Source organism: Paraburkholderia sp. PREW-6R, assembly GCF_039621805.1.
In the GTDB taxonomy this organism is placed as follows: Bacteria; Pseudomonadota; Gammaproteobacteria; order Burkholderiales; family Burkholderiaceae; genus Paraburkholderia.
Genome location: NZ_CP155074.1, coordinates 1,282,879 through 1,299,371, shown reverse-complemented (window position 1 = coordinate 1,299,371; position 16,493 = coordinate 1,282,879). Strand labels below are relative to the sequence as shown.

Sequence of the window (16,493 nt, the reverse complement as noted above, 5' to 3'; positions counted from 1 at the left end):
AACGCCCCTCGAATCAAATAGTTGCAGAATCTTTCTGCGTCCCATTATACCGTCGTCTGATGACTGACTATGCAAAAGAAGGATCAGCTTGTGCGCAGTTCAACCCGCTTGATGTCTTTCACGATCACCAGATAGCTGAACACCGTGAGCAGCGCGTTCATGCCGACAAAGACGAGCGCGCCGTTGAACGAGCCGGACTTCGCGACGAGGTAGCCGATCACGATCGGCGTGACGATGCCGGCCACGTTGCCGAACATGTTGAAAATCGCGCCCGACAAACCGAGCGCTTCTTTCGGCGACGTATCCGCGACCACCGCCCAGCCGAGCGCGCCGATGCCTTTGCCGAAGAACGCGAGCGACATCAGCGCGACGACGATCCAGTCGGTCGACACATAGTTGCAGCCGATGATGCACACCGACAGCAGCATGCCGCCCACGATCGGCACCTTGCGTGCAATGGTCAGCGAATGGCCGCGCCGGATCAAGCCGTCGGACAGCACGCCGCCTAGCACGCCGCCGGAGAATCCACAGATCGCCGGCAACGACGCCACCAGACCCGCGTGCAGGATCGTCATGCCGCGCGCCTGGACGAGGTAGATCGGAAACCACGTCAGGAAAAAGTAGGTGAGCACGTTGATGCAGTATTGCGCGAGGTACACGCCGAGCAGCATCCGGTTGGTCAGCAGTTGCCGCACCAGCGACCAGCCGCCTGCTTTTGCAATGTCGGCGGGGCGCTCCGCCGTCAGTCCGGCGCGAGTGGCATGCCCGTTCACCACGCCGCCGCCCTGTTCGATGTAATCGAGTTCAGCGCGCGACACGCGCGGATGGTCGGTCGGATGTTTCATGACCTTCAGCCACGTGAAGGCGAGCAGCAGCCCAAGTACGCCCATCACGAGATAAACCGTGTGCCAGCCGAACGCATGCGTGAGCCAGGCCATCAGCGGCGTGAAAATCACTGCCGCAAAGTACTGTGCCGAATTGAAGATCGCGGACGCCGTGCCGCGCTCGTTGGTCGGGAACCAGCTCGCGACGACCTTGGCGTTGGCGGGAAATGCGGGCGACTCGGCTGCGCCCATCGCGAAACGCAGCACGAACAGCGCGGTGATCGCGGCCGCCGCGCTGCCCAGAAGACCGATCGAGCCCTGCAGCAGCGTGAAGAGCGACCAGAAGAAGATGCTCGCCGCGTAGACGCGCCGCGCGCCGAAGCGGTCGAGCAGCCAGCCGGCCGGCAGTTGCGACAGTACGTACGCCCAGCTGAACGCCGAGAAGATGTAGCCCATGCGGATCGCGTCGAGGCCGAATTCGCCGCGCATGGCCGAGCCGGTGACGGAGAGCGTCGCGCGGTCCGCGTAATTGAACGTGGTGATCAGAAAGATCAGCAGCAGGATCGTGTAGCGGACCCGCGTGCGCTTCGCGACGTGGACGGAACTGGCCGTGCGGCTCATTTCCATGGTCATCTCCTGAATGTATGCGGGCAGGCGGCGTATCGTGACGACGGTGCGCCGCGCATCATCGCTTCGACCCGTTGGACAAACGCCCGGCGACGTTGCCGTCCCGGGCGTTCATGCCGGAGCCGTGCGCGCGGCGCTGGCTCGCGGCTCGCGCGCCCGATGCGTCGGTGATGCTGTGCGCGTTATTGCGGGCCGAGCGTCTTGATGAGCGCGTCCAGCTTTGCCATTTCTTCTTCGGTCAGATCGGTCAGCGGCGCGCGCACCGGGCCGGCGCTGTGGCCGACCAGTTTCGCGCCCGCCTTGACGATGCTGACCGCGTAGCCTGGGCGGCGATTGCGGATCGCCAGATACGGCAGGAAGAATTCGTCGATCAGCTTGCCGACCGTGGCGTGGTCGTCCGCGGCAATGGCGCGGTAAAAGGCCATCGCGGTCTTCGGAATGAAGTTGAATACCGCCGACGAGTACACCGGCACACCCAGCGCCTTGTAAGCGGCGGCATAGACTTCCGCCGTCGGCAGTCCGCCGAGGTACGAGAAGCGGTCGCCAAGGCGGCGGCGGATCGTCACCATGTTCTCGATTTCGCCGACGCCGTCCTTGAAGCCGATCAGGTTCGGGCAGCGCTCGGCGAGGCCTTCGAGCATGTCGGCGTTAAGCTTGGAATTTGCGCGGTTGTAAATGATCACGCCCATGTTCGGCACCGACTTGCAGACTTCTTCCGCGTGCGCGGCGATGCCTTCCTGGCAGGCTTCGGTCAGATAATGCGGCATCAGCAGGATGCCGTTCGCGCCATGACGCTCGGCTTCCTTTGCATAGGCGATCGCCACGCGCGTCGGGCCGCCCGCGCCGGCCAGGATCGGCACCTTGCCCTTGCACACTTCGGCGGCCGTTTTGACGACGTTCGAGTAATCGTTATGCGTGAGCGAGAAAAATTCGCCCGTGCCACCGGCGACGAACAGCGCCGACGCGCCATACGGCGCGAGCCATTCGAGACGCTCGGCATACGTGTCGGCACGGAAGTCGCCCTGTTCGTCAAAGTCGGTAACGGGGAAGGAAAGAAGTCCTTCCGAAACGATCTGCTTGAGTTCCTGCGGTGTCGTCATGATGAGGGTCCGGGCGTCGCGATAGATTAGGAAGTAATCAGAAATCAGCGTAAGGAGATTTCTTATACGTCATCGTACAACAATGAAACGGCTAACTCAACGGTGTTTTCGCGGCATAATGCATGCCATAGGGTAAATACGTAACCGCCGCACGAACTTTCATGTTGTAGGATGACGTATGAATAACGACCGCAGTCGGCGGAATTCGCCATAAGGATCGATGTGATGGACAACACTCCGCTCTACATTCGCGTACACCCGAACGACAATGTCGCGATCGTCGTCAACGACGGCGGTCTGGGTGAGGGCGCGGTTTTTCCGGACGGCCTCGTGCTGCGTGAGCGCGTGCCGCAGGGGCACAAGGTCGCACTCGCTGACCTCGCCGAAGGCGCCGAAGTCATCCGCTATAACGTGGTAATCGGCTATGCGCAAAAGCCGCTTCCCAAGGGCAGCTGGATCAACGAACACGTGATCCGTATGCCGAGCCCGCCGGGGCTCGAAGACCTGCCCATTGCCACCATCCGGCCGCCGGAGATGCCGCCGCTCGAGGGTTTCACGTTCGAGGGCTTTCGTAACGCGGACGGCTCGGTGGGGACGCGCAACATTCTCGCTATCACCACCACCGTGCAATGTGTCGCCGACGTGGTTCAGCATGCCGTCGCGCGCATCAAGGCCGAACTGCTGCCGCGCTATCCGAATGTCGACGACGTGGTGAGCCTCGGCCATACCTATGGCTGCGGCGTCGCGATCGACGCGCCCGACGCGATGGTGCCCATCCGCACCGTGCGCAACATCAGCCTGAATCCGAACTTCGGCGGCGAAGTGATGATGGTGAGCCTCGGCTGTGAAAAGTTGCAGCCCGAGCGTCTGATGCCGCCCGGCACGATCCCGATCGCGGCCGCTGCGAATGTCGCGGAAGTCGCGGATATCGGCGACATGAGCGGCGATCTGAACGGCGACGTGGTCGTGCTTCAGGACGAGTCGCACGTCGGCTTCCAGTCGATGATCGATTCGATCATGAGGATGGCCGACGGCCATCTGAAACGGTTGAACAATCGCCGCCGCGAAACCTGTCCGGCCGCCGATCTCGTGGTGGGTGTGCAGTGCGGCGGCAGCGACGCGTTCTCCGGCCTCACCGCCAATCCCGCCGTGGGTTTCGCGACCGACCTGCTGGTGCGCGCCGGCGCGACGGTGATGTTCTCGGAAGTGACCGAAGTGCGCGACGGCGTCGATCAGTTGACGGCGCGCGCAGCCAACGCGGAAGTCGCGGCGGCGATCATCCGCGAGATGCAGTGGTACGACAATTATCTGAAGCGCGGCGGCGCCGACCGCAGCGCGAACACCACGCCCGGCAACAAGAAGGGCGGCTTGTCGAACATCGTCGAAAAGGCAATGGGCTCGATCATCAAGTCGGGCAACTCGGCGATCTCCGGCGTGCTGTCACCGGGAGAGAAGGTCAAGCAGAAAGGGCTGATCTACGCCGCGACGCCGGCAAGCGATTTTATCTGCGGCACCTTGCAGGTGGCCGCCGGCATCAACCTGCATGTGTTCACCACCGGCCGCGGTACGCCCTACAGTCTCGCGGAAGTGCCCGTGATCAAGGTCGCCACGCGCTCGGACCTCGCGCGCCGCTGGCATGACCTGATGGACATCAACGCGGGCACGATTGCAACGGGCGTGTCGACGATCGAAGAGGTGGGCTGGGAACTGTTCCGCCTGATGCTTGACGTCGCGAGTGGCCGCCAGCAGACCTGCGCGGAAAAGCTGAAACTGCACAACGCGCTGACGCTGTTCAATCCGGCGCCGGTGACCTGATTGCCGCCACCCCTACCGGTTGCAAACACCATGACACACACAGACATGACTGATCCCAACGTTGACCGCTCAGCGGCGCCGAAACCTTTTCGCCGGCTGCTGCTGACCGGCGCGGCCGGCAACCTCGGCAAACAGTTGCGCGGCGCGCTCGCGCAGTGGGCCGACATCGTGCGCGTTTCCGATATTGCGCCGCTGGGCGACGTGGCGCCGCACGAGGAAGCGTCGGTTGTCGATATTGCGGACGAAGCCGCGGTGCATACGCTGCTCGAAGGCGTGGACGCCGTCGTGCATCTCGGCGGCATTTCCGTCGAAGCGCCGTTCGAAGACCTGCTCGAAGCGAACATTCGCGGCATGTACAACCTGTACGCGGCCGCGCAGAAGCAGGGCGTGAAGCGCATTGTGTATGCGAGTTCGAATCACGCGGTGGGTTTTCATCCGGTGACGGACGTCGTCGATATCGACGCGCCGCTGCGTCCCGACAGCCTGTACGGCGTGACGAAGTGCTTTGGCGAATCGCTGTCGCGCTATTACTTCGACCGCTTTGGTCTCGAGACGGTGTGCCTGCGCATCGGCTCGTCGTTCGAGCAGCCGAAGAATCCTCGCATGCTCGTCACTTACCTGAGCTATCGCGACTTCATCGAGCTCGTGCGCTGTTCGCTGTTCACCAATCGTGTCGGGCATGCGATCGTGTACGGCGTGTCGGATAACCGCATCAAGTGGGTGGATAACACGAAGGCGGCCTTCCTCGGCTTCCGTCCGCAGGACAGTTCAGCGGAATTCGAGCATCTCTTTCCGTTCAGCGCGCCCACCACGAACCTCGACGATCCCACGCAGCGTTTCCAGGGCGGCGCGTTTGTGCTCGCCGGTCCCATGGAGCCGAAACGGTGAGCGGTTCGGCGAATCCGCGGGTCGAGCGGGTCGAGGCGGCGGGTCGCGAGCCGGCGTCGGTTGGCGAGAGTCCGGTCTGGCGAGCGGCCGGGCAGGCGCTCTACTGGGTGGACATTCCCGCGCAGAAAATCGTGCGGTTGCGTGTCGATTCGGGCGAGCGCGCCGAATGGCGCCTGCCGGAGAAAGTCGCGTGCATTGCTTTCGATCGTGACGGCACCGTGCTGGCGGGTTGCGAAACCGGTCTGTTCGCGGTCACGTTGTCCGGGACATCGGCGGGCGGCGAGTCATTGGGCGTGACCACGCGCAAGCTTGCGGCGCCGGTGTTCGCTGCGCAGGGCATGCGCTTTAATGACGGCCGCTGCGATCGCCAGGGTCGCTTCTGGGCCGGCACGATGGTGCAGGACATGTCGGCGGCGAACCCAGCGGGCGCGCTGTACCGCTTCGACGAGCACGGCGTGCTGTCCGCACCGGTGGTCGATGCGTTGATCACGCAGAATGGCCTCGGCTGGTCGCCGGACGGCGCAACCATGTATCTGTCCGACTCGCACCCATTGCGCCGCCTGATCTGGGCGTTCGACTACGACGTGGCGACCGGTGAGCCGCGCAACCGTCGCGTGTTTGCCGATCTGCACGATTACGCGGGTCGTCCCGACGGCGCAGCGGTGGACGCCGATGGCTGCTACTGGATCTGCGCAAACGACGCCGGCCGGCTGTTGCGTTTCACGCCCGAGGGCAAGCTCGACCGTCAGATCGCGGTGCCGGCCGCCAAGCCCGCGATGTGCGCATTCGGCGGCCGGGACCTGGACACGCTGTTCATTACGTCGATTCGCCCCGGCGTCGACGCGAGCGAACACGACGGACATCTTTTTGCCGTGCGCCCCGGCGTATGCGGTTTGCCCGAGCCGGAATACGCAGGCCGCCTGTGAAGATCCGCTTGACCGCGTGTACCGCGGTCGACTGCCGTCAGTTGTCGTGACGTCGGGTCGGTTTGCAGGTTCTTGGCCGATGAGCCCATGCGTTGCATCAGGGACTAGCGGAGCCAGTCAGGCAATTCCCTGATCGCCAGATGCAGATCCTGATTGAAGTGATGTATCCGATAGCCGCATGTCGCGAACAGGATTTGCAATGACCGCGTGGTATGGATCGTAATGTGTCCGTTGCGCGGGGCGATGTACCAGTAGTCCATCGCACGCTGCGGCAGGGCGTCGATCGTCACCGTCGAGAACAGCATCACGCCGCGTGAGTTGAGCAACGCAAGCGCCTGTCTCACCGTGGTCAACGGTTGCGGCGTGTGCTCCAGCACTTCGAAGGCGGTGACGAGGTCGAACGCATGCTCTGGCGGTTCGGCTTCGTCATCTCGCATCAGATCCCAGCTATAGCCATCCACGCCGCGCTCCCTTAGAAGCGCGGCGAGTCGGCCGTTGCCGCCGCCGTAGTCGAGACATTTCAGCGCCGCCGCATGGTGGACGAAGTCGGCGACGAGCGCGGCATTGGCGGAGGGCCGCGCGTCGGCGTAGTCGGGATCGACCCGATGGTAGTCGTCGTTGTAAATGTGTCGCAGATAGGCGCGCCTGTCCCAGTGATCGAACGCATGGGTGAACACCAGCCCGCAATGCGCGCAGCGCTGGTAGTAGACGGGAACGCCAGCGAGCGGCAGATAGCAGCCGTGATTTTCCGCGCAGCTCTTGTTGAAGTCGGCGACGCCGTAAAGCGGCGCTTCGTTTCCGCAGACCTTGCATGTCGACAGGCGAATGACGGGGCCAAGGGTGTCCGTGATCGGTTGCATGGTGTCTCGCCAGACGTTCAGACAGGCAGAGGCCTTTCATTTGACCGGGCTGCGCAGTGGAATGCTTGCCGTAACCGGCAATGCGCCGGTGCGAAAGTCTCGGCCACCGTCATTGATATTAAAAGCTCCTATCGAATGCGCGGCGTTTTCTTGTATCAAACCGCTTGTGGCTTAGTTGCCTTTGCAGGAACGTGGTGCGCAAAGCATTGGACATGCGCTTGATGTTCCTATCTGCACAAACTAATTCATCACTCGTCGTACAACTGTAGCGTGGAAGCGACAGATACCTGGCAGCTTTAAACCTCGATTGCGAGTCGTGCCGCCGCGATACAACGGTGTCACGCGCGCCACGCGCGTTGTCGTCCAAACCCCTGATGCGACTACAGGTCAAAGCGACCGCAGCAAGTGCCTGCGTGCGGGTAAATACCGTCTGTACAAGTGAAAGTCCGTTTTATAGACTTCATATGTCGTCATACAACGTATAAGCCCAAACAAATGCCTTTCGCCGCACTCCGGTTTTCCGGACCCGGCTCGGTATGGGCGGTGAGCCACCCGTTTAGTAGCGGACCTGGCCAACGCGGTGGCATCGACAGTAGTGAAGTTGTCTGACAGGAGTGCTGATTATCCGTGCCGGGGCAGTGTGCGGATCGGCACGGCGAGACGTCCGCCGTCCAGGAGAAAAGCGGACGCATTGCCGGAGACGCATTAAAACCATGTCGCATCCGAACGCCGCGACTTTGCAACGGCTTTGCGCAAGCGGTCCCTCGCAATCGGATGACTAATTTCGAGGAATGTCACGATGAACAACAACAGGTTTGCCCCTTCCCGTATTCCGCTGCTGGTTGCGGCCGCCGCGCTCGCGTTCAGCGCGCTGTCGGCGCAGGCGCGCGTGTTCCGCGTTTCGGACGTGCACGGCGATACGTACCCGACCAACATGGCCGTGAAGTACATGGGCGAACAGATCAGCAAGGCAACGGGCGGCAAGGATTCCGTGAAGGTGTTCGGCAATAGCGCGCTCGGCTCGGAAAACGACACGATCGACCAGGTCCGCATCGGCGCGCTCGACATGGCGCGCGCAAACGGCGCCGCGTTCAACGAGATCGTGCCCGAATCGATGATTCCGTCGCTGCCGTTCCTGTTTCGCGACATCGACCATTTCCGCAAGGTCATGTACGGTCCCGAAGGCCAGAAGATTCTCGATGCCTTCAAGGCCAAAGGCATGATCGCGCTGACGTTCTATGAGAGCGGCGCGCGCTCCATCTACACCAAAAAAGCGATTCACTCGCCGGCCGACATGAAAGGCCTCAAGGTGCGCGTGCAACCATCCGACCTGATGGTGGACGAAATCAAGGCAATGGGCGGTACGCCGACGCCGATGCCGTTCGCCGAAGTCTATACCGGCCTGAAGACGGGTCTGGTCGACGCAGCCGAAAACAACCTGCCGTCGTACGAAGAGACGAAGCATTTCGAAGTCGCGCCGGTCTATTCCGAAACGCAGCATTCAATGACTCCGGAAGTACTCGTGTTCTCCAAGAAAGTATGGGACACGCTGACGCCGCAAGAGCAGGACATCATCAAAAAGGCCGCGTCGGACTCGGTGCCTTACTACGAGAAGCTGTGGACCGCGCGTGAAGCCGACGCGAGCAAGACAGTCACGAAGGGTGGTGCGACGATCGTCGCGTCCTCGCAGATCGATCGCGCCGCGTTCGTGAAGGCCATGCAGCCGGTGTGGGCCAAGTATGAAAAAACGCCGCAAATGAAGCAGCTCGTCGACGAAATCCAGGCAGTCAAATAAGGTTCGCAGCAATCCCGCCATCCCAACGCTCGTAGCGTGCAAGCCTCGCAGGAATGACCGCGAGGTTTGCTGCTGCACGGGTGTCTGCGTGTGCGGCTTGTCGGACGTCGCCGTCCGACAGGATGGCTGATCTTCGGAAACAGCTTTGCGGTTTGCAAGGACGGATCAATGAATTTTCTGAAACGCCCCAATGATGTTCTCGTTTTACTGCTGACGATCGTGGCGTCGATCAGTCTCGCGGCGCTTAGTCTGCTCGTGATTTACAGCGTCGTGATGCGCTATGTTTTTAGCGACGCGCCGGATTTCGTCGAGCCCATCGCGCTGCTGCTGGTGATCGTGATCGCCATGTTCGGCGCCGCGCTGAAAGTACGTGAAAGCGGCCACATCGGGCTCGACTCGCTCGTGAAGAAGCTTTCGCCGAAGGGCCAGCTCGTCGCCGAAGGTTTTCAGCATCTGTGCCTGATTGCGCTTGCGGTAGCGATCTTCTTCGGCTGTCTGCAAATGGCGGAGACGACGATGGAAGACAGGATTCCGATCCTCGGCTTGCCGGAAGCGTTGCGTTATGTGATTCCGGTCATCGCGAGCGTCTGCATTGCGCTCTTTTCCGCCGAGCATCTGCTGGCGCTCTTTGTGCAAAAACAAAAATAGAAGAATCATGGAACTCGCCATCCTCTCCATCAGTTTCCTGGTGTTCCTTATTTTCGGCGTGCCCGTGTCGTTCGCACTGGGCCTGTCGTGCGTGCTGACCTATCTGTACGAGGGCTTGCCGGCCGCCACCGCGATGCAGTCGATGATCTCCGGCATGAACGCGTTCTCGTTTCTCGCGGTGCCGTTTTTCATCTTCTCCGGCGAACTGATGCTGCATGGCGGCATCGCCGACCGCATCCTGCGTTTCGCACAGGCTACGGTCGGGCATTTTCGCGGCGGTCTCGGCATGGCCAACGTGGTCGCCTGCACGCTGTTCGGCGGCGTGTCGGGTTCGCCGACCGCGGACACGTCCGCGATGGGCGGCGTGGTCATTCCGTTGATGAAGCGCGAAGGTTATAGCGCCGCCTACGCAGTGAACGTGACGACGCACTCGTCGCTTGCGGGCGCGCTGATGCCGACGTCGACCAACATGATCATCTACGCGTTCGCTGCGCAAGGGATCACCGGTACGCTCAACGGCCATCAGATGAGCGGCGTGTCGATTGGCGACCTGCTGTTTTCCGGTCTGCTGCCGGTGCTGTGGGTGATGGGTTTCGTGCTGATCGCAGCGTACTGGCAGGCCGTGCGCTACGGGTATCCGCGCCGTCCTGACGGTTCGACCGAACTCCAGCGCTTTCCCGGCTGGTTCGCGGTGGGCCGCACGTTCCTCGGCGCATTGCCCGGTTTGATGGTGATTGCAATCATCCTGGTGTGCGTCGCAAAGGGTATCGCGACGGCCACGGAGGCAGCGGCCATTGCAGTGGCGTATTCGCTGGTGCTGACCATCGTCGTCTATCGCACGATGACGATGAAAAAGCTCTTCTTCGCACTGTCCAAGGCGGCGAAAACCACGGGCGTGGTGCTGCTGCTGATCGGCGTATCGAACATGTTGCGCTATCAGATGGCGTATCTGGAGATTCCGGATGCGATCGAACGGCTGCTCGATGGCGCGACGACGATTCCGTGGCTGATGCTGCTGTATATCAACATTATCCAGATCTTTCTCGGCACGTTCGTCGACATGGCGGCGCACATTCTGATTACCACGCCGCTGTTCCTGCCGATGGCGATGCATAGCGGCGTAGGCCCAGTGCAATTCGGCATCATGATCCTCCTGAACTGTGCGCTCGGCCTCGTTCACCCGCCAATCGGCTCGGTCCAGTTCATCGGATGCGCGATCGGCAACGTGTCGATCGGTGAGACCACGAAAGTCGCGTGGCCGTATTACCTGGCCATTTTCAGTGCGATCAATATCGTTACCTATGTGCCGATGTTCTCGACGTGGCTGCCCAGTCTGATCAACGGCCACCCGGTATTCTGATTCGACATCCCAAGCAGGTTGAATAGTCAATCCACACTCAGCGGCGTTCAGACACGCCGCGCTTAAAGAACAATTTTTCAAAGAGGAGCAGAAATGAAAAAGGCACTAGCAACCTCGGCCCTTGGCCTCGTCGCCCTCGGTGCGCACGCGCAGAGCAGCGTGACGCTGTACGGGATCGTCGATACGGGGATTGGCTATCAAAGCAGCCAGACGTCGCTCGGCTCGACCACCGGCGGCCACTCGGTGGTGAAGATGGTCAACGGGATCTGGGCCGGCAGCCGTTTCGGCCTGAAAGGCGCCGAGGATCTGGGCGGCGGTACCAAGGCGATCTTCCAGCTGGAAGAGGGCTTTAACAGTGCCACGGGCGCGCAAAGCGTGTCGGGTCTGGCGTTCAACCGCCAGGCGTACGTCGGCCTCACGAACGCAACCTACGGCTCGCTGACGGCCGGCCGTCAGTACACGCCGTATTACACGCTGCTGTCGCCCTATAGCCCGACCAACTGGCTGACGGGCGCATACGGCGCGCATCCGGGCGATATCGATTCTCTGGATACGTTGTACCGCGCGAATAACTCGCTGGTGTACACGTCGCCGAGCATGTACGGCTTGACGGCTAGCGCGTCGTATTCGCTGGGCGGTGTGGCGGGCAGCTTCAACGCGGGCTCGACATGGAGCGCGGCGCTGCAATACCTGAACGGTCCGTTCGGCATTGCAGCCGGCTTCCAGCGCATCAACAATTCGACTGTGGGCGGCGGCGCGTGGGGTGCGGATTCCACGACGTCGAACGCGGGCGCGCAGGCGGCCGTGTCGGGCATCAACAACGGCTATCAGACGGCGCAGGCCCAACAGCGCGTTGCGGTAACGGGCGGCTATACGTTCAGCACGCAGTGGGACGTATCGTTCTCGTACTCGAATGTGCAATACATTCCGGGCGTAAATTCGAAGTTCCGCAGCCAGGCGACGTTCAATACGGCAGGCGCCGTGCTGCACTTCAAGCCGGTGACGGTGCTCGATCTGGCTGCCGGTTACAGCTATACGCGTGCGACGGAATCGAACGGCATCTCGAGCTCGGCTCGTTATCAGCAGTTCAATCTGTCGCAGTACTACAGCCTTTCCAAGCGGACTGGTTTGTATGCGCTCGAGGCCTATCAACGTGCGGGCGGCCAGACAATCGGCACGAACGGCGTCAGCATCATCAACGCGACGGCCGATATCGGCGACGGTCAGAACGGCGCGCCTTCGTCATCACGCAGCCAGTTCGCTGCGGGCGTGGGCATCATTCACCGCTTCTGATATTGCACGGCAGTCCGGTGGCGCAGCACGTCGGCGCTGCGTCACCGCCGGCGCGCCGCTGGATCAGCCGCAAAGCTGGAGCGGCTCAGGCGGCCGCGTCCGACCACAAGCGGCCACCTGTGGCCCAGTTTTCGCGTTTCACGTCGGTGAGAATGATGTCGACGGAATTTGGCTCGACGCCCAGCGATTCGCAGGTCGCGCGGGTAATGGCTTCGACGAATTCGCGCTTTTGCTCCAGTGTGCGGCCTTCGAAAAGTTCGATGTGAAACGTGGGCATGGCATGTCTCCGGTGAGAGATTAAGAATTGAATCGGGGTGAGGCGCTCAGTCGCTTAGTCGCTTAGTCGCGATAGGACCGGTCCAGCCGATCAAGCTTGCGCAGCAGGGCAGGCCATTCGAGCGCGCCTTCGATTGCGCCGTCATCGTACAGTTGCTGCGCCGTGCGCGCGGCGACGGCGTCTGCAGGCACCACCAGGTCGGCCCCGCATGCCTGCGCCTGCAACTGGATCTCGCAAGCCTTGATCAGCGTCGCCATGAGCACGTAGGCCTCGGCGACGGTGCGGCCCGCAGTCAGCGTGCCGTGATTGCGCAACAGCATCGCGGGTTTGTCCGCGAGATGCGCGACGAGGCGCTCGCTTTCCGCCGGCGAGAACGCAAGACCTTCATAGTCGTGATACGCGAGCTGGCCGTAAAACCGCAACGCGTGTTGTGACGCCGGCAGCAAGCCGGCCGGTTGCGCGGAAACGGCCACGCCCGCCGTGTTGTGCAGATGCATCACGCAGAAGGCGTCCGCGCGTGCGGCGTGAACGGCGGCGTGCAGCGCGAAACCCGTAGCGTTGACCGGATGCTCGCTCGTGCCGACGCTATTTCCGTGGATATCGATCTTCACCAGGTTCGACGCGCACACCTCGTCGAATGCGAAGCCGAACGGATTGATCAGAAAGTGGCCGGGCTCGCCGGGCACGCTCGCTGAAATATGCGTGTAGATCAGATCGTCCCAGCCGTTGAGCGCCGCGAGCCGGTAAGCGGCGGCGAGGTCGAACCGGGTTTGCTGTTCAGCTTCGGAGCGTGGGCCTGTTTCGGCGATGCGGCGGCTCGGCGCGTGTGTGAATGACATGAGTGTCTCCTGAGATCAGCGAAGCATCTGGCCTTGCGTGAAGAATGTAGCGCGGTGGTCGGCGGCGGCGTCAGCATGGCCGGTCGAGTCGGCGAGCGTCGGGCCGCTCCGAAGCGTCCTGCCGCGGTGCGCTAGCGGCCGGCCTCACTCGCGCGAACGGACGCATTCGAACGGCGCGCATTATCCCCGCGTTCCACCGCTTCCGTTGCGGCCGTCGTGCTCGCCATAGGCTGCCTGTACAACTGGATGCTCCATGTCGCGAGCACGAACGGCGCGGTCATGGCCGGCAGGCCGAACTGCACCGCGAGTGCCTGGAGCGCGACGGAAAGGCCCACGCCCGCGAGCGTCGTCGCTGCGCTGCCGTCCGCGAGCGCGAGCGCGGTAAGCGCACCGTTGAATCCTAACAGGCCTGTGTCGAACGAACTCGCCGTCGCGCCGAGGAGCAGCTGGGCAGCGCTCGCAAGCGCCGCGCCGAGCAACGCCCACAGTGCATGTTTGCGCGAACTCGCGGCAATGCCGACCAGCACCAGCAGACCCGAGTACGCGCTCGAAGCAAAGCCGGTTTGCGCGAGGCCTGCTAGAACCCCTGCGCTTGCCCGCTCCGCGCTGAAGTGTTGCGCGGCTTCGACGCCTGGCGTTTGAACGGTGAAGGCGGCGAAAGCCAGCCAAAGCCACGTCACGAGCAGACATGGGCTCGAAAAATACCCGAGCCCGTGTTTGCGCAAACGTTGCGACCACGGCTGCAACAGCCAGGCAGTTCCGGTCGCCGCGAGAATCGCCACGGCGACCGCCGTCGTGTTGTCGGAGATATTGACGAACGCGGCGAGTCCCGCAAGCGCGCCGTTGAAACCGTGCAATCCGGCGCGCGTGTCGTGACCGTCGTAGCCCGCGAGGGTCGCGCTCACATTGGCCGCCACTGCACCGATCAGCGCGGCGCAGGCCAGCCGCGGATCGTGAATCAACCACGCTGCAAGCAGGCATGCGCCGGTGAAGGCGTTCGGCTGAAGCACGATCTGGCCGAGACTGCGCAACAGCGTGCGCAAGGCGGCGGATTGAGCTTCGGTCGCGGCAGCGTGCATGGGGGATCGATAGCGGGCGGCGTGGCAATTGACAGGACGGCGCCCGCATCCGGCAGCTAGTCGCTAAAACACACACGCGGCGTCAGGATAGGGCGAACCGCGAGCATAGGCCAGCGGCGTCGCCGCGGCCATTTGCTGCTGTTGATAGTGGCTATTTGCGACACGCGGTTGGGTCGGCAAAAGAAGTGCCAGGAGGCGCGCCTTGTCGGCGGACCGAAAGGTTTCACACAATGGCAGGCAGTTGCAACATGATCGGTGGCCCGGCTTATGAACCCGCTGAGCGGGCGTTGCCTGATGCAATTCCTGATGCCGCGCCCGATGCCCCGCCCGATGCCTCACCCGACGCCGTCTGTCGCACGACGAAGCCGTCGATGCAGGCCGCGATTCGCGCGGGTTCACGCAGCACGACCCAGTGGCCCGCGTCGATTTCGATGCGTTCGTAGGCGCCAAGCCAGCCCTCGAGGCCGAGTGAGAGGGCGGGGCTGACGTAGCGGTCGCGCAGCGGCACGATGAACAGCACCGGCGCATGCGCGTGACGCGCGCGCGGGCGCAGCAGCCGGTCGATGATATTGGCGCGGTACAGGTTCAGGCCATTGAGTGCATTGCGCATTTGCGCGGGATCGCGGGCCGGCCGCACGCGTTCGGTGAGACGCAGCCATAGCGGCCACATGCGTGCGGCGCCGGCGCGCCACACCCACTCCGGCAACCACGGCAGATGAAAGAAGAAGATGTACCAGGACTTCAGCATCTGTCGAAGGCCGCTACCGGACGGGCGTCTACTTTGTTCTGATCGTGCGAAAGCGTCGCCGCCGCGCCTGGTGCTCCGCGCATAATCGAGGCAAGGTCCGGAGATCGACGTGAACGACGCTATCCGGCCGTTGAACGCCGGATCGGTCACCGCTTCCCAGCTCTGAATCGATCCCCAGTCGTGTCCGACGAGATGAAACGGACGCGCGCCGCATGTTGCGTCGGCGACGGCGGCGAGGTCGGCGGCGAGGCGCTCCATCCGGTACGCACCGCGCGTGGCCGGTGCCTGCGACGCCCCAGCGCCGCGCACATCATAGGCAATGACCCAGTAACGCGCATCCAGTTGCGCGCGCAACGGTTCCCATACGGCTGACGAGTCGGGGTAACCGTGCACCAGCACGATCGGCGGTGCATCACGCGGCCCGCTCATGTAGACCGCGAGCCGCACGTCGCCGGCCTCGACCGACAGCGTGTCGCGTGTCACGCGTTCGCCCGTACGCCGCGTCGCGCGGTGTTGCGCGTGCCTGGCGTAGCCGCGTGGGTCGCATCGAGCTCAGCTACGAGTGCGTCGATGCGCGCCAGTTGCGCGCGATTGTCGTGGTCCCACGGATGGAAGCCGGGCCGGAAAAAGCTGAGCCATTCGCCGGCAATGCGTGGAAAGATGCCGTGTTTCGGACCATACAGATACATCACGACGCGCCACATGCCGCGAAGATGGCCGCCGCGTTGGCGGTCGGCGATCATCAGTCGGACGTGATAGTCGAATACGATCAGCCAGAACGTCAGCGTGGTGGCGAGCATGGTGCCGGTGCGCAACAGGTAGCGACCCACGCCGGGCTCGAGCACCGTGTTCCATACATCGTAGGAAACGGACTTGTGCTCGGTCTCCTCCAGTGCATGCCATGTCCACATCTGTGTAAAGCCCTCCACGGAACTGCCGAGGCGCGACGCGTCTTCCAGCAGCAGACCGGCGAGCATGGCCGTGTAGTGTTCGAGGCACACCGTAACCGCGAGCTGGTACGAATGCGGCAGGATTCTGCGGCCGAAGTTCAGTATCGCCCACAGCCGCCTGTCGAGCTTGTGCGCCGGCAGGCCGGCTGCCTGCAGCAGATCGTTGTATTCGACATGTTCACGCGTATGCATGGCCTCCTGCCCGATGAAGCCCAGCACCTGCTTCTTCAGCACGGGGTCGTCGATCTGGTCGCGATAGTTGCGCACGCTGTCCATGAAAAAACGCTCGCCCGCCGGAAAGAGCAGCGATAGCGCATTGAAGAAGTGTGTCACATGCGAGCCCTGCACGTGCCAATCGCACGCGCGTTCCTGTGGCAGGTTGAAACGGAGGTCGCGGCGGACCGGCATCATGACCATTCTCCTGGTGATCCCCTGTGTGGGGCGGTATGGCTTGCCGCAGGGAT

Annotated in this window: 15 protein-coding genes; 7 read left to right on the top strand and 8 right to left on the bottom strand. The window is 62.7% G+C overall.

Annotation, left to right across the window (positions count from 1 at the left end; translation table 11 throughout):
* Positions 1–83 precede the first annotated feature (83 nt).
* Both AAGS40_RS20935 and kdgD read right to left on the bottom strand, forming a co-directional pair.
* The gene (locus AAGS40_RS20935; RefSeq protein WP_345814697.1) at positions 84–1,457 is read right to left on the bottom strand and encodes an MFS transporter; all 1,374 of its coding nucleotides are present in this window, start codon (positions 1,455–1,457) and stop codon (positions 84–86) included.
* A 176-nt stretch (positions 1,458–1,633) separates the two neighbouring features.
* Entirely contained in the window at positions 1,634–2,551 is a 918-nt protein-coding gene (kdgD, locus tag AAGS40_RS20930) for a 5-dehydro-4-deoxyglucarate dehydratase (protein ID WP_345814696.1), read from the bottom strand.
* 225 nt (positions 2,552–2,776) lie between these two features.
* Between kdgD and garD the strand changes: the two genes are divergently transcribed.
* From garD to AAGS40_RS20915, 3 genes are read left to right on the top strand one after another with little or no spacing between them, the layout of a single operon-like run.
* Positions 2,777–4,366, top strand: coding sequence for a galactarate dehydratase (gene garD, locus AAGS40_RS20925; RefSeq protein ID WP_345814695.1), 1,590 nt, complete (start codon positions 2,777–2,779; stop codon positions 4,364–4,366).
* A gap of 45 nt (positions 4,367–4,411) precedes the next feature.
* On the top strand, positions 4,412–5,254 hold the full coding sequence (locus tag AAGS40_RS20920; protein WP_345814694.1) for an NAD(P)-dependent oxidoreductase: 843 nt from the start codon (positions 4,412–4,414) through the stop codon (positions 5,252–5,254).
* Entirely contained in the window at positions 5,251–6,180 is a 930-nt protein-coding gene (locus AAGS40_RS20915) for an SMP-30/gluconolactonase/LRE family protein (RefSeq protein WP_345814692.1), read from the top strand. Before AAGS40_RS20920 ends, AAGS40_RS20915 begins: the two co-directional genes overlap by 4 nt.
* Positions 6,181–6,284: 104 nt before the next feature.
* On the opposite strand, the gene AAGS40_RS20910 is transcribed toward AAGS40_RS20915, so the two are convergent.
* Positions 6,285–7,040 carry a class I SAM-dependent methyltransferase gene (locus tag AAGS40_RS20910; RefSeq protein WP_345814691.1) on the bottom strand — a complete coding sequence of 252 codons (756 nt, stop codon included), beginning with the start codon at positions 7,038–7,040 and terminating at the stop codon, positions 6,285–6,287.
* Positions 7,041–7,839: 799 nt separating this feature from the next.
* Between AAGS40_RS20910 and AAGS40_RS20905 the strand changes: the two genes are divergently transcribed.
* The 4 genes from AAGS40_RS20905 to AAGS40_RS20890 all read left to right on the top strand — a co-directional run bounded on the left by AAGS40_RS20905 (position 7,840) and on the right by AAGS40_RS20890 (position 12,136).
* Positions 7,840–8,835 (top strand): TRAP transporter substrate-binding protein, encoded by a 996-nt coding sequence (locus AAGS40_RS20905; protein ID WP_345814690.1) that lies wholly within the window; start codon positions 7,840–7,842, stop codon positions 8,833–8,835.
* Positions 8,836–9,003: 168 nt separating this feature from the next.
* Positions 9,004–9,483, top strand: coding sequence for a TRAP transporter small permease (locus AAGS40_RS20900; protein ID WP_345814689.1), 480 nt, complete (start codon positions 9,004–9,006; stop codon positions 9,481–9,483).
* Positions 9,484–9,490: 7 nt separating this feature from the next.
* The gene (locus AAGS40_RS20895) at positions 9,491–10,843 is read left to right on the top strand and encodes a TRAP transporter large permease (protein ID WP_345814688.1); all 1,353 of its coding nucleotides are present in this window, start codon (positions 9,491–9,493) and stop codon (positions 10,841–10,843) included.
* Between the two features lie 93 nt (positions 10,844–10,936).
* Positions 10,937–12,136, top strand: coding sequence for a porin (locus AAGS40_RS20890; protein ID WP_345814687.1), 1,200 nt, complete (start codon positions 10,937–10,939; stop codon positions 12,134–12,136).
* Between the two features lie 85 nt (positions 12,137–12,221).
* Here the strand turns inward: AAGS40_RS20890 and AAGS40_RS20885 are convergent, their stop codons facing one another.
* The 5 genes from AAGS40_RS20885 to AAGS40_RS20865 all read right to left on the bottom strand — a co-directional run bounded on the left by AAGS40_RS20885 (position 12,222) and on the right by AAGS40_RS20865 (position 16,440).
* Entirely contained in the window at positions 12,222–12,413 is a 192-nt protein-coding gene (locus AAGS40_RS20885; protein WP_345814686.1) for a 4-oxalocrotonate tautomerase, read from the bottom strand.
* 62 nt (positions 12,414–12,475) lie between these two features.
* Positions 12,476–13,252, bottom strand: a complete 777-nt coding sequence (locus AAGS40_RS20880; RefSeq protein WP_345814685.1) for a class II aldolase/adducin family protein — start codon at positions 13,250–13,252, stop codon at positions 12,476–12,478.
* 131 nt (positions 13,253–13,383) lie between these two features.
* Complete coding sequence (locus AAGS40_RS20875) at positions 13,384–14,331, bottom strand: urea transporter (RefSeq protein WP_345814683.1); 948 nt, start codon at positions 14,329–14,331, stop codon at positions 13,384–13,386.
* A gap of 265 nt (positions 14,332–14,596) precedes the next feature.
* Positions 14,597–15,562 carry an alpha/beta fold hydrolase gene (locus AAGS40_RS20870; RefSeq protein ID WP_345814681.1) on the bottom strand — a complete coding sequence of 322 codons (966 nt, stop codon included), beginning with the start codon at positions 15,560–15,562 and terminating at the stop codon, positions 14,597–14,599.
* Positions 15,559–16,440, bottom strand: coding sequence for a metal-dependent hydrolase (locus AAGS40_RS20865; protein ID WP_345814679.1), 882 nt, complete (start codon positions 16,438–16,440; stop codon positions 15,559–15,561). The genes AAGS40_RS20870 and AAGS40_RS20865 overlap by 4 nt, the downstream gene beginning before the upstream one ends.
* Between the last annotated feature and the right edge of the window lie 53 nt (positions 16,441–16,493).

Excerpts from the sequence above, each read along its gene's own strand:
- AAGS40_RS20910 (WP_345814691.1), bottom strand. The coding sequence starts at position 7,040 with ATGCAACCGATCACGGACACCCTTGGCCCCGTCATTCGCCTGTCGACA.
- garD (WP_345814695.1), top strand. The coding sequence starts at position 2,777 with ATGGACAACACTCCGCTCTACATTCGCGTACACCCGAACGACAATGTC.
- AAGS40_RS20935 (WP_345814697.1), bottom strand. The coding sequence starts at position 1,457 with ATGACCATGGAAATGAGCCGCACGGCCAGTTCCGTCCACGTCGCGAAG.
- AAGS40_RS20885 (WP_345814686.1), bottom strand. The coding sequence starts at position 12,413 with ATGCCCACGTTTCACATCGAACTTTTCGAAGGCCGCACACTGGAGCAA.
- AAGS40_RS20880 (WP_345814685.1), bottom strand. The coding sequence starts at position 13,252 with ATGTCATTCACACACGCGCCGAGCCGCCGCATCGCCGAAACAGGCCCA.
- AAGS40_RS20920 (WP_345814694.1), top strand. The coding sequence starts at position 4,412 with ATGACTGATCCCAACGTTGACCGCTCAGCGGCGCCGAAACCTTTTCGC.
- AAGS40_RS20865 (WP_345814679.1), bottom strand. The coding sequence starts at position 16,440 with ATGATGCCGGTCCGCCGCGACCTCCGTTTCAACCTGCCACAGGAACGC.
- AAGS40_RS20905 (WP_345814690.1), top strand. The coding sequence starts at position 7,840 with ATGAACAACAACAGGTTTGCCCCTTCCCGTATTCCGCTGCTGGTTGCG.
- kdgD (WP_345814696.1), bottom strand. The coding sequence starts at position 2,551 with ATGACGACACCGCAGGAACTCAAGCAGATCGTTTCGGAAGGACTTCTT.
- AAGS40_RS20890 (WP_345814687.1), top strand. The coding sequence starts at position 10,937 with ATGAAAAAGGCACTAGCAACCTCGGCCCTTGGCCTCGTCGCCCTCGGT.
- AAGS40_RS20900 (WP_345814689.1), top strand. The coding sequence starts at position 9,004 with ATGAATTTTCTGAAACGCCCCAATGATGTTCTCGTTTTACTGCTGACG.
- AAGS40_RS20875 (WP_345814683.1), bottom strand. The coding sequence starts at position 14,331 with ATGCACGCTGCCGCGACCGAAGCTCAATCCGCCGCCTTGCGCACGCTG.
- AAGS40_RS20895 (WP_345814688.1), top strand. The coding sequence starts at position 9,491 with ATGGAACTCGCCATCCTCTCCATCAGTTTCCTGGTGTTCCTTATTTTC.